Origin of the sequence: Amycolatopsis sp. cmx-4-54 (genome assembly GCF_046548895.1) — a bacterium.
Taxonomy (GTDB): domain Bacteria; phylum Actinomycetota; class Actinomycetes; order Mycobacteriales; family Pseudonocardiaceae; genus Amycolatopsis.
This window is the reverse complement of sequence record NZ_JAEBEJ010000023.1, coordinates 25987-42482: the sequence shown is the minus strand read 5'-3', so window position 1 is coordinate 42482 and position 16496 is coordinate 25987. Positions and strand designations below refer to the sequence as shown.

The 16496-nt window shown below is 71.8% G+C and carries 7 protein-coding genes; all 7 read left to right on the top strand.

The genetic code is table 11. The annotated features are described in order from the left end of the window. Positions 1-23: 23 nt before the first annotated feature. The 7 genes from ACLJQ7_RS41895 to ACLJQ7_RS41865 are packed head-to-tail and all read left to right on the top strand — an operon-like array spanning position 24 to position 16180. The gene (locus ACLJQ7_RS41895) at positions 24-1028 is read left to right on the top strand and encodes an ABC transporter substrate-binding protein (RefSeq protein WP_410653742.1); all 1005 of its coding nucleotides are present in this window, start codon (positions 24-26) and stop codon (positions 1026-1028) included. Continuing rightward, positions 1025-2008 carry a FecCD family ABC transporter permease gene (locus ACLJQ7_RS41890; protein WP_410653741.1) on the top strand — a complete coding sequence of 328 codons (984 nt, stop codon included), beginning with the start codon at positions 1025-1027 and terminating at the stop codon, positions 2006-2008. Before ACLJQ7_RS41895 ends, ACLJQ7_RS41890 begins: the two co-directional genes overlap by 4 nt. Then, a complete protein-coding gene (locus ACLJQ7_RS41885) occupies positions 2005-3027 on the top strand; it encodes a FecCD family ABC transporter permease (protein WP_410653740.1) in 1023 nt (340 codons plus the stop codon). Before ACLJQ7_RS41890 ends, ACLJQ7_RS41885 begins: the two co-directional genes overlap by 4 nt. Beyond that, a complete protein-coding gene (locus tag ACLJQ7_RS41880) occupies positions 3024-3800 on the top strand; it encodes an ABC transporter ATP-binding protein (RefSeq protein ID WP_410653739.1) in 777 nt (258 codons plus the stop codon). The genes ACLJQ7_RS41885 and ACLJQ7_RS41880 overlap by 4 nt, the downstream gene beginning before the upstream one ends. Further along, entirely contained in the window at positions 3794-13747 is a 9954-nt protein-coding gene (locus ACLJQ7_RS41875; protein ID WP_410653738.1) for an amino acid adenylation domain-containing protein, read from the top strand. The genes ACLJQ7_RS41880 and ACLJQ7_RS41875 overlap by 7 nt, the downstream gene beginning before the upstream one ends. Then, on the top strand, positions 13744-15150 hold the full coding sequence (locus ACLJQ7_RS41870) for a DHA2 family efflux MFS transporter permease subunit (RefSeq protein ID WP_410653737.1): 1407 nt from the start codon (positions 13744-13746) through the stop codon (positions 15148-15150). The genes ACLJQ7_RS41875 and ACLJQ7_RS41870 overlap by 4 nt, the downstream gene beginning before the upstream one ends. Continuing rightward, positions 15137-16180, top strand: coding sequence for a 3-deoxy-7-phosphoheptulonate synthase (locus ACLJQ7_RS41865; RefSeq protein WP_410653736.1), 1044 nt, complete (start codon positions 15137-15139; stop codon positions 16178-16180). The genes ACLJQ7_RS41870 and ACLJQ7_RS41865 overlap by 14 nt, the downstream gene beginning before the upstream one ends. Positions 16181-16496: the final 316 nt, after the last annotated feature.

Genomic DNA, 16496 nt, shown 5'->3' with positions numbered 1-16496 from the left:
ACCAAGAAAACCGAGGAAAACCCATGCGCACCACAAGAACCCGTCGCCTCGCCGGAGCACTCGCGCTCGCGCTGACGGTCGCGACCGCGGCCACCGCCTGCGGTTCCGGCGAAGACGGCAAGGCCGCCGACGGCGGTCAGACCCGGGTATTCGCCGCCGACAACGGCCAGATCACCATCCCGGTTTCGCCGAAGCGGGTCATCGCCACCGGTTACGCCGTGCCCGCCCTGCTCGAAGCGGGCGCGCCGCTGGTCGGGGTGTCCAGCTGGAAGCGCGGCATCCCGCTGTTCAACGAGCCGGAGCGCAAGAAGTACGACGAACTGGCGAAGGTCGCGGGCGAATCGGCGGCGGAGACGAACTACGAGGCGATCGCGCAGGCGGATCCGGATCTCATCGTCATCGGCGTGCCGAAGCCGGTGCTCGCCGACATCGACATCAAGCGGCTCGAAGCGATCGCGCCGGTCGTGGCCATCGGTCCGTCGGTGCCGTCGATGTGGCGTGAGCTGTCCCGCAAGCAGGCCGACGCCGCCGGCGCCTCCGCCGGGTTCGACGCGATCAAGACCGCGTACGAGACCAAGGCCAAGGGGCTGGCCGAGAAGTACAAGGCGGTGCTGCCGCAGCTGAAGCTGGGGCACGTCGGTGCCTACGGCGAGGTCGCCAAGGGCAACTTCCAGCGTGAGTTCAACGGTTCCTGGGGCACCAACACCGCGCAGGACATCGGCGCCACCTATTACGGCCAGGTCAAGGTCAAGGGCGGCGGTTCCAAAGACGTCAGCGAGTACCCGTCGATCGAAGAGCTGTCGACGGCGTTCGCCGAGGCCGACGCCATCACCTACTCGGTCGCCGCGGATGGTTCCGTGCCCGCGCCGGTCAAGTACGTCCTCGACTCGCCGCTGTGGAAGGAACTCCCCGCGGTGAAGGCGGGCAAGATCTACCCGTTCCGCTACACCGAGGCCGCCACCTACCGGGCCGCGACGTCCACTTTGGACGCTGTCGACCAGGCGTTCGCGCCGCTGCTCAAGCAGTGACCACCACCGGGCGGTCCGCGCTGCTCGGCGCCGCACTGCTCGGGCTCGTCGTGGTCGCCGTGCTGAGCGTCGGCATCGGCGCGCACGCCATCGCCCCTGGCGAGGTCGTGCGCGCCCTGCTGGGCGACGGGAATCCGAGTGACCGGGCGGTGGTCCTGGACATCCGGATGCCGAGGGCGGTGCTGGCGATCGGCGTCGGCGCGGCCCTCGCCGTCGGCGGTGTGCTCGTGCAGGCCTTGTCACGTAACGCTTTGGCCGAACCCGGTGTGCTCGGCGTGACCGCCGGCGCCGGGTTCGCCATCGCGGTCGGTTCGTCGTTCGGGCTCGCGGCGTCGGCGCCCGCCGAACTGGGCCTGGCGGTGCTGGGCGCGCTCGGCGCTTCGGCGCTGGTGTACGCGGTCGGCAGCAAGTCGCCACTGCGGCTGGTGCTCGCCGGGACCGCGTTGAGCGCCGTGCTGCTGGGGCTCACCCTCGGGCTGCGGCTGCTGTTCCCGGACACCTTCGACGTCTACCGGTTCTGGTCGGTGGGTTCGCTGGCCGGTCGCGAACAGGCGCCGACGACGGTCCCGCTGGTCATCATCGGCCTGTCCCTGCTGGGCGCGTTCGCGGTGAGCCGTCAGTTGAACGCCATCGCGCTCGGCGAGACGGTCGCGCATACGCTCGGCGCGAACGTCGCCCGTGTCCGGACGATCACCCTGATGCTGATCACGCTGATGGCGGGCGCGGCGACCGCGCTGGCCGGGCCGATCCTGTTCGTCGGCCTGATCGTGCCGCATCTGGCCCGGCGGGTGGCCGGGGCGTCGATCCCGTGGCTGATCGCGTTAGCCGCGTTGCTCGGCCCGGTCCTGATGCTGGCCGCGGACGTCGGCTCGCGGGTCCTGCTGCCGACCGGTGAGGTCCCGGTCGCGATCGTGACCGCGTTCCTCGGCGGCCCTGTGCTGATCTGGGCCGTCCGCAAATACGGGGCGGCACCGCTGTGAACACACTTGTCCTGCGGCGCGGGCGATTCTCCGCCCGGATCGAACGCCGCACCCTCTGCTTCCTCGTCGCGATGCTCGTCATCATCGCCGGGCTGACGCTGCTCGGGCTCTGCTACGGCGCGGCGTGGGCGAGTCCCGCCCGCGTGTTCGCCGCGCTCACCGGTTCCGGCGGCGGACCCGGCGTGGTCATCCGGGAATGGCGTCTGCCGCGGGTACTGGCCGGGCTGGTGTTCGGTGCCGCGCTCGGCCTGGCGGGCGCGATCTTCCAGAGCGTCACCCGCAATCCGCTCGGCAGCCCGGACGTGATCGGCCTCGACGCCGGCGCCTACACCGGCGCGCTGTTCGCGATCACCGTGCTGTCGGGGACGTCCACGCAGCTGACGATCGGTTCGGTGCTCGGCGGCGTGATCACGGCGGCGATCGTGTACGCGCTGTCGCTCGGCGGCGGACTGTCCGGGCTGCGGCTGATCGTCATCGGCATCGCGATCAACGCGATGCTGACCGCGCTCAATTCGTGGATCGTGCTGCGTGCCGAACTCGAGATCGCGATCGCGGCCGTCGGCTGGAACGCCGGTTCCCTCAACGGGGTCGGCTGGGAGGACGTCGCCATCCCGTTCGGGGTGCTCGCGGTGCTGTTCGTCGTGCTGTTCACCAGGGCGCCGGCGATGCATCAGGCCGCGCTGGGCGGCGCGCTGGCGGTCACCACCGGCGTCCGCTGGGACCGCTTGCGGCTGGTGCTGGTGCTGATCGGGGTCGGCTGTACGGCCACGGTCACCGCCGTCGCCGGGCCGATCGCGTTCATCGCGCTGGCCGCACCGCAGATCGGGCGGCGGCTGGCCCGCACGCCCGGTATCTCCCTGCTGCCCGCCGCCCTCACCGGCGCCGTGCTGCTGACCAGCGCCGACCTGGCCGCCCAGATGCTGCTCGCGCCGGAAGCGCTGCCGGTCGGTGTGGTCAGCACCGTGATCGGCGGCGGCTACCTGATCTGGCTGCTCACCAAGGAGGTTCGGCGCAGATGAGTGCCCGTTTGACCGCGCGGGAGCTGACCCTGCGCTACGGCGACCGGGTCGTGTCGACCCGGCTGAGCCTCGATGTGCCCGACCGCGCGTTCACCGCCGTCGTCGGACCGAACGCGTGTGGCAAGTCGACGTTGCTGCGCGCGTTCGTCCGGCTGCTGCGTCCGGCCGACGGCGAGGTCCTGCTCGACGGCAAGGACGTCGGTTCCTTCCACGGCAAGGGTTTGGCGCGGGAACTCGGGTTCCTGCCGCAGGATCCGGTGGCGCCGGAAGACGTCCGCGTCCGGCAGCTGGTCGCGCGCGGCCGGTTCCCGCACCAGTCGCTGTTCGCGTCGTGGTCCGAAGAGGACGAACGCGCGGTGATCGAGGCGATGACCGCGGCCGGGGTGGCGGGGCTGGCCGACCGGCCGGTGCAGGAGCTTTCGGGTGGACAGCGGCAGCGCGTGTGGGTGGCGCTGGTGCTGGCGCAGAAGACGCCGTACCTGCTGCTTGACGAGCCGACGTCGTTCCTCGACATCGCGCACCAGTACCAGCTGCTGAGCCTGCTGGCGCGCCTGCGCGACGAAGGCCGCACGGTGATCGCCGTCCTGCACGACATCAACCAGGCCTGCCGGTACGCCGATCACCTCGTCGCGTTGCGGGACGGCCGCATCGTCGCCGAAGGAGCGCCCGCCGACATCGTCGACGCCGAGCTGATGAAGGAGGTCTTCGATCTCCCCAGCGTCGTCGTGCCCGACCCGGTGACCGGAACCCCCATGGTGGTGCCCTCATGCTGAACCTGACTGGTGCCCAGCTGGGCATCTGGACCGCGCAGCGTCTCGAACCCGACTCGCCCTACTACGTCGTCGGCGACGTGATCGAGATCGTCGGCGAAAAGCCGGTCGACCTCGACGCGCTGACCGAGGCGATCCGGGCGACCGCCGAGGAGGCCGACAGCCTGCGGCTGCGCGTCTTCGAGACGCCGGACGGGCCACGTCAGGTGGTGTCGGACGACGAGATGCCGCTGCCGGAGATCGTGGATCTGCGCGGTGAGGCCGATCCGGTGGGCGCCGCGCACGCACGGGTGGACGCCGAACGCCGCCGCGTCGCGGAGGCTTGCCGCGGCATGGTCGAGCGGCCGTTGTTCGCCCATCTCGTGCTTCGGCTTTCCGGCTCGCATGTGTGGTTCACCCAGCTCGGGCATCATCTCGTGTTCGACGGTTACACCGCGGCGATGCTCGCCCGCCGGACCGCCGCTCGTTACACCGCTTCGGTCCAGGGCAAGGAAATTCCGCCCTCGACCTTCGCTCGCTTCGCCGACCTCGTCGAGGCCGATCGTGCTTATCGTGAAAGCGAACGGTTCACCCAAGACCGCGAGTACTGGCGCGAGCGGTTCACGCCGTTGCCGGACCTCGACGACGGCGGCAGCGCGTCGGGTCCGCCCGAGCACACCGTGACCGCACGGGCGGTCCTGCCCGCTTCGGACGTGGCCCGGTTGCGTGAACTGGGCAAATGCGGCGGGACGACGTGGGGTGACGCGCTGATCGCCTGCTACGCCGCGTTCCTGCACCGCGTGCTCGGCTGGACCGACGTCGTGTTCGCCATGCCGTTGATGTGCCGCGAGGGAGCGGCGCTGCGAACGCCGGCGATGGCGGTCAACGTGCTGCCGCTGCGGGTCGACGTGGTTCCGCAGGACACGGGAACCGAGCTGACCGCGCGGGTCGCGGGCGCGCTGAAGGAGATGCGCTCGCACCAGCGGTATCGCGGTGAGGACCTGCCGCAGGATCTCGCGGTGCCCGGCGCCGGGGCACTGCTGCACGGTCGCGGCATCAACCTCAAGGCGTTCGACCTGAAGCTCGACTTCGCGGGCTCGCACGGCACTATGCGCAACGTCGCCGGTGGGCCGCCGGAGGACATGGGGCTTTCGGTGCTCCCCACCTCGGACGGCGGGCTGCTGCTCGGTTTCGAGGTCGACGCGCGAACCCATGACCAGGCCGCCGTCGACGCCAAACTGACCGCGCTGCGCTGCCTGATCACCGCGCTGACGGGACCCGACGGCCCGGCGATCGCCAGCGCGGATCTGGTCCCGGCGGGGGAGCGGGACACGCTCCTCGAAGCGTGGTCGACGCCCGCGCCTGACGCCGAACTCCTTGGCGTACCCGAACTTCTCGATCGCCTCGATCCTGAACAGACCGCCTTGGTCTTCGGTGACGAACGGTTGACCGGCGGCGAACTCGTCACGCGGGTGCACCGCCTCGCCCGGGCGTTGCGTTCCCGTGGTGTCGGGACCGACGACGTCGTCGCGCTGGCGCTGCCGCGGTCCGCGGATCTCGTCGTCGCCCTGCTGGCAGTGCTCGACGCCGGGGCCGCCTTCCTGCCGCTGGATCTCGCCCATCCGGTCGAGCGGCTGCGGGAGCTCGCCGCCGAAGCCGGCGCGGTGCTCACCGTGACCCACGACCCGGAAATCGTGCCGGGACCACAACTGCTGCTCGGCGAAACCGATCTGTCCACAATGGACTCTTCCCCGCTGGACATTCCCCGCCATGCGGAAGATCTCGCGTACGTCATTTTCACCTCCGGCTCGACCGGTCGCCCCAAGGGCGTCCTGGGCCGGGTCGGCGGACTCGCGACGCTGCTGCGCCATCACCGGGCGACCACGGTCGCCGAGACCGAACGCGCCGCGGGCAGGCGGTTGCGCGTCGCGCACACCTATTCGTTCGCCTTCGACTCCGCGCTCGATCAGCTGATGTGGCTGCTGTTCGGGCACGAACTCCACGTCTACGGCACCGACGTCGCCCGGGACGCCGACGAACTGCCGGCCGCGTTCGCCCGCGACCGGATCGACGTCGTCGACACCACGCCGTCGATGGCCGCGCCGCTCGTCGACGCCGGGCTGCTCGACGGCCCGCACCCGCCCGCGCTGCTCGTCCTCGGCGGCGAGGCGACTCCGCCCGCGCTGTGGCGCAAAGTCGTGGAGTCGGGTGTCCGCGCCCGCAACATGTACGGCCCGACCGAGGCCACTGTGGACGGTGCCGGATCCTGGCTGGACGACGGGGAACCGACGATCGGCACCGCGGTCCCCGGTACGGCGGTCCGGGTGCTCGACGCCGCGCTGCGTCCGGCGCCCGCGGGAACGCCGGGTGAGCTGTACCTCGCGGGACCGCATCTCGCGCGCGGTTACCTCGGGCGCCCCGGCGCGACCGCCGAACGGTTCGTCGCCGACCCGTTCGGCGCGCCCGGCGACCGGATGTACCGCACCGGCGACCTGGCCCGCTGGGTGCCCGGTCGTGGTCTGGAGTACCTGGGCCGCCGCGACGGCCAGGTGAAGGTGCGCGGCCACCGTGTCGAACTCGGCGAGGTCGAGGCCGCGTTGGCCGCCGTCCCCGGAGTGCGGGCGGCCGCCGCCGCGGTGCGCGGCCCACGGCTCATCGGCTACGTCGTCGGCGAGGTCGTTTCGGACGAGGTCCGCGCGGAGCTCGCCGGGCGGGTGCCGGAGCACCTCGTGCCCGCCGCGGTCGTCGTCCTCGACACGCTTCCGTTGACTCCCAACGGGAAGATCGATCGCCCTGCGCTGCCCGCACCGCGCGCGGCGGCCGGGAGGACCGCCGCCACCGAACGCGAACGGCTGCTGTGCGCCACCATCGCCGAGGTGATCGGCGTCGAGGAGGTCGCCGTCGACGACGACTTCTTCGCACTGGGCGGCGACAGCATCACCGCGATCAGCGTCAGCAGCAGGCTGCGCGCGCACGGCCTCGACCTGCGGCCGCGCGATCTGCTCGCCCGCCGCAGCTTCGAGGCGCTGGCCGCGGCGAGCGCGGAGATCGGCGCACCCACCGCTCCGCCGGACGAACCCATCGGAGAGGTACCCGCCCCGCCGATCGTCCGCGCGCTGCTCGACCCGCATCCGGACGTCGCGACGATCGCCGGGTACACGCAATGGACCGCGCTCCGGCTCGGCGAAGATCTTCCGCCCGCCCTGCTGACTGAAGGCGTCCAAACGCTCCTGGACCACCACGACGTCCTCCGGCTGCATTTAGAGGGCGAAATGCGGGTCCGGGAACGCGGCGCGGCGAGGGCGTCCGACGTCGTGATCGAGACGACCGGCGACCCGGCCGAGGTCGCGGCGGAACTCGCGGAGTCCCTGGATCTCCGGGCCGGCGTGCTCAAGGTCGCGTTGCTGCCGGACCACCTCGTCATCGTGATCCATCATCTGGCGATCGACGGGGTCTCCTGGCGGGTTCTGCTGCCGGATCTGCGTGCCGCGTGCGCCGGTGAGCAGCTCGAACCGGTCGGAACGTCTTGGCGGCGGCACGCGCTTCTCCTTGCCGAGCAAGGCACTTCCGGTGCTAGGCGCGGGGAACTCGACCACTGGCGGGGCGCGCTCGACGGTCCGCGTCTCGGTCACCGGCCGCTCGACCGGGCCGCCGACACGGTCGCGACCGCGCGCCGTTCGGTCACCCTCGCTTCACCGGAGCAGACCGATGCCGTGCTCACCGCGTTGCCCGCGGCCTACCGCGCCGGACCCGACGACGTCCTGCTCGCCGCGCTCGTGCTCGCCCTCCGGTCGTGGCGCGGTACTCCGGTCGAGGCCGAAACCGTGTCTCTCGAAGGACACGGCCGGGATCAAGACGGTTTGGATCTCTCGCGCACCGTCGGCTGGTTCACCGCCGAACATCCGTTGCGGGTGCCCGCCACCGCGGTGGCGGCGACGACGGACTTCGACAGCGCGCTCACCGGCGGAGACGCGGCGGGGGAGCTGCTGCGAGCCGCGAAAGAGGCCAAACGCGCCGTCCCGGACAACGGCGTCGGCTTCGGCGTTCTGCGGTATCTCGACCCCCTGACCCGGGACGAACTCGCCGCCGTCTCGCCGCCGGACGTCGTCCTGAACTATCTCGGCCGGTTCGCCGCTCTGCCCGGCACCGGCTGGCGGCTGCCGGAGGAGGACCCGTTCGCGGTCACCGAACCGGACGCCAAGTCGCTGGAACAGGTCCTGGCGCTGAACTGCTTCGTCCGCGAGGACGGCCGCCCCCGGCTCGCCGTCGAATGGACCGCGGCAGGCAAGGTCTTGTCTGAGGAAAGCGTTGCCGCACTTCAGGAAGCATGGTCCCGGGCACTGGGCGCCCTGACCGCGCACGCCACCCGGATCGGACCGGACGGCGGCGGGCTCACGCCGTCGGATCTGCCGTTGGTCGGCCTCGACCAAGCCGACATCGACGCGCTCGAACGCCGGGGCCGGGTCGAGGACGTGCTGCCCGCGACCCCGTTGCAGACCGGGCTTTCGTTCCACACCCTGGCGCGCGGCACCGAGGACACCGACGTCTACGTGGTGCAGGCCATCACCCTGCTCAGCGGTGAGCTGGACGCCGACCGCATGCGCGACACCGCGGCGGAGGTCCTGCGGCGGCATCCCGCGCTGCGCGTCCACCTGCACACCACCGACGCGGGCGAGGTCGTCCAGGTGGTCCCCGCCGAGGTCACGCTGGACTGGCGGTTCGCGCAGGTCACACCGGAGCAGGTCGCGGACGAGTGCCGCGCCGAACTGGCCCGGCCCTTCGATCCGGCGGCCCCGCCGCTGATCCGGTTCCTGCTGCTGACCCTCGGCCCGGACGAGCACCGCCTGGTGCTCACCAATCACCACGCGCTGCTCGACGGCTGGTCGATGCCGCTGGTCGGCCGCACGCTGCTGGCCACCTACGCCGAACTCGGCGGCGGCCCGGAGGCCCCGGTCGCGCCCCCGCTTTCGGAGTACCACCGCGTGCTCGGCGAACGCGACCCGGACGCGGCACTGGAGGCGTGGCGCGAGGCGCTGGCCGGACTCGACGAAGGAACGCGGCTCGCCCCGGCGAGCGTCGAGTCCACTGTGGAGCGTCCTGAACGCGTCATCGTGGAGCTGGGAGCGGAGTTCAGCGAGCGGTTGCGCGCCTTCTCCCGGGAACGCGGGATCACCCCGACGACGGTGTTCCAGACCGCCTGGGGAGTGCTGCTCGCCAGGCTGACCGGCCGCCGTGACGTGGTCTTCGGCTGCCCGGTGTCCGGCCGCCCGGCCGACGTCCCCGGTGTCGAGCGCATGATCGGGCAGCTCGGCAGCACGATCCCCGTGCGCGTGCGGTTCGACGCCGCCGACACCGCGGTCACCGTCCTGGAGCGCGTGCACACCGAAAGCGTCCGGCTCACCGATCACCACCACGCCGGGTTGCCGGACATCCAGCGCGCGGCCGGCGTCGGCGACCTGTTCGACACGATGCTGGTGATGGAGAACTTCCCGCTCTCCAGTCGCGCCCGCACCACGCTGGCGCCCGGTCTCGACCTCGTCGGCGTCGACATCACCGACGCCACGCACTACCCGCTCACGGTGATCGTGCTGCCCGGCGACGAGTTCACCGTCGGCCTCGGCTACCAGCCCCAGGCGTTCACCCGCGAGGAGGCCGAGTCCTACGGTCGCTGGCTGCGTGCCGTGCTGCACGAGATCGTGGCCGATCCGGCCCGGCCGGTCTCCCGGCTGCGCGTGCTCGACGCCGAGGAAGAACGCGCGATGCTGCGCCTCGGCGAAGGACCGGAACCGAAACGCGAACGCGGCGGCATGCTGGAGGAATTCGGCCGCTGGGTCCGGGAGACCCCGGACGCCGAAGCCGTCGTGTGCCGGGACCGGCGCCTGACCTACGCCGAACTGGACCGCCGCGCCAACCGGCTCGCGAACACCCTGATCGACGCCGGAGTGAAACCACAGGACCCGGTCGCGGTCCTGCTGCGCCGCGACGTCGACCTCGTGGTCGCGTTGTTCGGCGTCATCAAGGCGGGCGCGGTGCACGTGCCGATGGACCCGGACTATCCGGCCGACCGGCTGGCGTACATGCTCGGTGACATCGAGCCCGCCGCCGTCGTGTCCACTTCGGACGTCGACGGTCTTCCGGTGATCGACCCCGCTGCACTGTCCACTGAGGACAAGGATCCGGGCGTGTCCTTGTGTGCGGACGCGATCGCCTACGTCATCTACACCTCCGGCACGACGGGCAGGCCGAAGGGCGTGGCGGTGCCGCATCGCGGCGTCCCGAGCCTGATCGCGCTGCAGGAGGACATCGTCGAGATCGGGACCGCCGAGCGGTACCTGCATTTCGCCTCGACCAGTTTCGACGTCGCCTTCTGGCAGTTCATGCTGCCGCTGCTGTCCGGCGGCACCTCGGTGATCGCGCCGGAGGAGGTGCGGACCTCCGGCGACGACCTGCTGGCCTACGCCGCCGAACACCGCGTCACCGGGCTCAATCTGCTGCCGTCGTTCCTCTCCGCGATGCCCGACGACGCGACGGTCGACCCGGACGTCTTCTTCGTCGTCGGCGCCGAACGGCTCGACCCGGAACTGGCGCGGCGCTGGGGGAACCGGCGCGCGCTGTTCAATGCCTACGGGCCGACCGAGGTCACCATCAACTCGGTCACCTGGCACTACGACCCGGCCGACCCCGGCCCGCTCCCGATCGGCCGCCCGGACCCGGAGGTCCGCGCGTACGTGCTCGACGGCGGGCTGCTGCCGGTCGGCACGAACGTCACCGGCGAGCTGTACCTGGCCGGGCCGAAGCTCGCGCAGGGCTATGTCGGCCGGGCGGCGTTGACCGCCGAACGGTTCGTCGCCGACCCGTTCGGGCCGCCGGGGGAGCGGATGTATCGCACCGGCGACCTGGTCCGCTGGCGGCCGGATGGGCAGATCGTGTTCCTCGGCCGGGCCGACCACCAGGTCAAACTGCGCGGTTTCCGGATCGAACTCGGCGAGATCGAGACCGCGCTGACCGCGCACGACGACGTGCGCGCCGCCGCCGTGATCGTCCGCGAGGACCGGCTGGTCGCCTACGTCGTCCCCGTGGACGGCGCCGAGCCCGCACCGGCCGCGTTGCGCGAATACCTCGCCGCGGAGCTGCCCGCGTACATGGTGCCGACGGCGTTCGTGCCGCTGGACCGGCTTCCGCTCGGACCGAGCGGCAAGCTGGACCGCGCCGCACTGCCCGCGCCGGAAGCGCGGTCCGACGGCGGACGGGAACCCGCCACCCCGGCGGAAGCGGTGCTGCTGCGCGTGGTCCGCGATCTGCTCGGACCCGGCGTCGGACTGGACGACGGGTTCCTGGACGCGGGCGGCGACAGTATCGCCTCGCTGCGGGTCGTCTCCCGTGCCCGTCGCGAAGGACTGCACCTGACCGCGCGCGACGTCCTCGAAGGCGGCACTGTCGCGGGGATCGCCGCGCGTTGTGGCGAACCCGAACAGGCCGAGGAAGCCCACGCCGTCGGCGACGCCCCGCTCACGCCGATCATGCGCGATCTGGTGCGGCGCGCGGGAAAGGCGGCCGACGGGTTCTGCCAGTGGGTCGAGATCTGCGTGCCTTCGGCGGACGACGTTCCTCGCTGGCGCTCGGTACTCGACGCCGTTCTCGCCCGTCATGACGTCCTGCGCGCGCATCTGGTCGAGGACGCGCTCCGCGTCCCGGACGTCGGCGCCGTGACCGGTGCCGACGTGCTCACCGCCGTCCGGGTGACCGGTGATCCGCGCGCGGCGCTGGACACCCACGTCGAGCAGATCGTCGCCCGGATGGACCCGCGCACCGGCCCGCTGGTGCGGGCGGTGCTGGCGGACGCCGAGGGCCGTCCCGGACGCTTGCTGCTGGTAGCGCACCATCTGGTCGCCGACGCGGTGACCTGGCGCGTGCTGCTCGACGACGTCGAACAGGCCTTCCACGGCAACACCCTGCACCGGCGCGGGCAGTCGTTCCTGGGCTGGGCGCGCTCGCTGCGCGCGGCCACGCCGCATCGAGAGGACGAAATGCGGTATTGGCGAGGGGTCGCCGCGGCGCCGGAGACCGTGCTCGGCCGGACCAGGCTCGATCCGGCGCGCGACACCGTGGCGACCGCGCGGCACCACCGGGTCGACGTCGGGGCGGAGACCACGCACGCCGTGCTCACCGCGCTGGCCACGGCCTATCGCACCGGTCCGGACACCGTGCTGCTGACCGCGCTCGCCCGCGCTGTCGGCGCCTGGCGCGGGACCGGCGCCGATTTGCTCGTCGCCGTCGAGAGCCACGGGAGGCCTGGGCACACCCCGGACTTCGCGGGCACGGTCGATCTGGCGCAGACCGCCGGCTGGTTCACCGCCGTGCATCCGGCGCGGATCACCCCACCGGACGGGCCGCTGCCGGACGCGCTGCGGGCGGTGCGCGACCATCTGCGCGCGGCGGGGGACGGCCTCGGGCATGGGATTCTCGGCGTCGACGGCCCACGGCCTGAGATCGCCTGGAACTATCTCGGCCGGTTCCCCGAGGCTCCGGTCGAGGAGACCCTGTGGCAGCGCCCGCCGGACGCCGATCCGCTCGGTTCCGGCGGCGGTGCGGAGATGCCGCTGCCGTACGCGCTGACGGTGAACGCGATGGTCCCCGACGGTGGCACGCTCGGTGTCCGCTTCACGTGGCCGTCCGCGCTGTTCACCGAAGACGAGATCGCCGTGCTGGGCGAGCATTTCCGGCGTGAGCTCGATGAACTCGCCGCCGACGTGCCGGGGCCTGGCGAAGTGATGCCGCTGACGCCGTTGCAGGAGGTGATCCTGCGCGAGTCCCGGGCCGCGGACGAAGATCCGTATCCGGTGCAGGCCGCGTTCACGCTGTCCGGTGACCTGGACGTCGAGGCGCTGCGGGCCGCGGTGACGGCGTTGGTGCGACGGCAGCCGAACCTGGGCGCGGTCTTCCCGGTGTCGCACGAGGTCCAGGTGATCCCCGCTGAGCCGCTGGCCGGGTTCGGCGTGCGCGAAGTGGCCGATTTGGACACGGCGCTGGACGAGGAACTCGCTGAGCCGTTCGATTTGGCGAACGGGCCGTTGTGGCGGGTCAGCGTGCTGCGGCACGGGCCCGGCCGCCAGACGCTCGTACTGACCAGTCACCATCTGCTGTCCGACGGCTGGTCGGCGCCACGCATCCTCGGTGAGCTGTTCGCGCTGTACGCGGGGAAACCGTTGCCAGAGCCGGTGCCGCCGACCCGGTACACCCGCCTGCTCGCCGCGGCCGATCACTCGGCCGACGTCCGGGCGTGGCGGGCGGAACTCGCCGGTCTGCCCGAAGGTGACCACTTGCCGCGTACCGGCGGCTCCGCCGAACCCGCTCTGTTCACCGTGGACAGTGCACTGGTCGCTGAACTGACCAGGCTGGGTGCGGCACGCGGGCTCACCGTCAACACCCTGTTGCAGGGCGCGTGGGCGGCCGTGCTGGCGGCCCACGCCGGACGTCACGACGTCAGCTTCGGGGTGATGACCTCGAACCGGACGTCCGATGTGGACGGTGTCGAAGACATCATCGGCCTGCTGGCGAACAGTGTCCCGGTCCGTGCCAGGTTCATCGGAACGGTCGCCGAGGCGCTCGCCGACCTGCAAACGCGGCAGCAGGCGATGACCGCGCACCACCGGATCGGCCTGCCCGAACTCGAGTCGCTGGCCGGGCGCGAGCGGCTGTTCGACAGCCTGCTCGTCTTCGAGAACTACCCGGTGGACCCGGCGAAGCTGCGCGAACCCGCGCCCGGCCTGACCGTCGCCGGGACGAGGTTCCGGGAACGCACGCACCACCCGGTGAGCGTCACCGTCGTCCCCGGCGAGCACGGCTGGGGAGGCGTTCTGTACGCGAGGGAGGCCGACGCCCGGTCGCTGGCCGAGGATCTGGTCGGGTTCCTGCGAAAACTGCCGTCCTGGCTCGACGGCGACGCCGCCGGGTTCGCGGGGGAGCGGTGACCGCGCGCCCGATCGACGCCGCGCTGTGGCGCACGGCCGCCGTGCTGGTGCTCGGCACGTTCATGGCGACCTTGGACAGCACGATCGTCTCGGTCGGCGTCGACACCCTCGCCGACGAGTTCGGCGCGCCGGTCACCGGCGTCCAATGGGTGACGACGGCGTATCTGCTGGCCGTGGTCACGGCGGTGCCGGCGTCGGGATGGCTGGCCGACCGGTTCGGCGGCCGTCGCGTCTGGCTCACCGCCGTCGTCGTGTTCCTGCTGGCGTCCCTGCTGTGCGCGCTGGCACCGACCCTGCCCGCGCTCATCGCCTTCCGTGTCCTGCAAGGGCTTGCGGGCGGCCTGCTGCCACCGACCGGCCAAGCGCTCCTGGCGCGGGCGGCGGGACCGGACCGGATCGGCCGCGTGATCAGCGTCGTCGGTCTCGTGCCGCTGTTGTCGCCGGTGCTCGGGCCGCTGGCGAGCGGCACGATCCTCGCGGTCGCCGACTGGCCGTGGCTGTTCTACGTCAACCTCCCGGTCGGTGTGGTGGCGGTGATCTTGGCCCGGCGCTGGGTTCCGGCGAGTGAACCCGGCGGCAAGGGCGCACGCTTCGACTTCCGCGGCGCGCTGCTGCTTTCGCCGGGGCTCGCCGTCCTGGTCTTCGGGCTCACCTGGTTCGAACAGGGGACGCCGGTGGTCGCCGGGATCGCCGTCGCGCTCGGCGTCGTGATGCTCGCGGCGTTCGTGCGGCACGGTCTGCGCGCCGAAGCGCCCTTGCTGGATCCACGCTTGTTCACGCGGCCGCCGTTCGGGATCGCCGCGCTGGCACTGGTCCTGCTGGGCGCGTCGGTGTTCGGCACGATGTTCCTGCTCCCGCTCTACCTTCAGCGCGGTCCGGGACTGTCCCCTTGGGACACCGGGCTGCTGCTGGTGCCCCAGGGCATCGGCGCGGCGGCCGGTTCCGTACTGGTGAACCGACTCGTCGACCGGATCTCGCCGCGCACCCTGGTGCTGAGCGGGATCGGCCTGGTCGCCCTCGGCACCGCGCCCTTCACCCAGCTCGGCCCGGGTCTCCCGGACTGGGTCATCGTCCTTTCCTTGCTGCTACGCGGTTTCGGCGCGGCGCTGATCGGCGCGCCGGTGATGGCGATCGTCTACCGCCGGGTCGAACCCGCCCGGCTGCCCCGCGCCGCCGGCGCGCTGAACCTGCTCAACACCCTCGGCGGCTCGATCGGCACCGCGGTGCTGGCCGTGGTGCTGCAGGCCCGCCTGGCCGCCCGCGGCCCGGACGTCGCCGCGGCCTTCGCCGATGCCTTCTGGTGTGTTCTCGGCCTCGCCGTCGTGGCGGTGGCCGGTGCGACGCGGCTGCCCCGGGCCGGGGCAGCCGCCCCCGACAAGGAGAAAGGTCATGCGGATGCTTGACCAGCTGCCCAGCCCGGCCGAGGTGGTCACGAACGGCTTCGTACCGGAGGTGATCACCCGGCACCGGGAAACCGTCGCCGACGTCCTCGCGCGGCGAGACTCGCGGCTGCTCGTCGTCGTGGGTCCGTGTTCGGTGCACGACACCGACGGCGCGCTGGAGTACGCGCACCGGCTCGCGGAGGCGTCCCGCCGGTTCGCCGACGACCTTGTCGTGGTCCTGCGCGCCTATCTGGAGAAACCGCGGACGATCGCGGGCTGGACCGGGCTGGTGCCCGACCCCACCCTGGACGGCAAGGGCGATCTCGCGTCCGGCGTCCGGATCGGACGGCGGTTCCTGGACGACGCCGCCGCGACCGGGCTCCCGCTCGCGTATGAGTTCGTCGACCCGTTCCTCGCGCCTTATTTCGCGGACACCATCAGCTGGGGCGCGATCGGCGCGCGGACCGTCGCCAGTCAGCCGCACCGGCATCTGGCGTCGTGGCTGCCGATGCCGGTGGGCATGAAGAACTGCGTGTCCGGACGGCTGGACACCGCCGTGGCCGCGGTCCGGGCGGCCGCGCTGCCGCACGTGTTCCCGGGCTCCGCCGCCGACGGTCGCCCGCGGATCCAGCGCAGCGCCGGGAATCCGGACGCGCACCTCGTCCTGCGCGGTGGCCCGAAACCCAACCATCACGCCCACGCCGTCGCGGACGCCCTCGACGCGCTGACCGCCGCCGGCCTTCCGCACCGGCTCGTCGTCGACGCCTCCCACGGCAACAGCGGGAAGGACCACAACCGGCAGCCCGTGGTCGTCGCCGACCTGGCGGACCAGATCTCGGCGGGCAACGACGCGCTGGCCGGGGTGATGATCGAGTCGTACCTCTCCGACGGCAGGCAGGACGTCGGTTCCGCGCGGCCCCGGCCCGACCTGAGCATCACGGACGCCTGCCTGGGCTGGGAACGAACCGTCCCGCTGCTGGAATCCCTCGCCTGTGCGAACGCGGTGCGGCGGCTGAGCAACCCGCGGAAACGACCCGCTCGCGAATGGTGAGGCCTGGAATGTCGAATCCGGGGAGACGATCTCGCGTGATCAGAGACCGCACACCCGAGTTCCGCCTTCAATCACGCGAGTTGCGCCTTTAATCACGCGAGTTGGCCATTCAATCACGCGTGTTCGCCATTCAATCACGCGTGTTCGCCGTTCAATCACGCGAGTCGCATCTTCGGCCTCATTCTGACTGGAAACCCCGCGGGATCTCGACGGCGGATCTGCTCCCGATATGGCATGGGGAGGCTCGACCTCCCCATGCCACTGTTCGGCGTGGCGGGCGACCGAGTCCACGGCGCACCACGATCGCCTTGCCTGC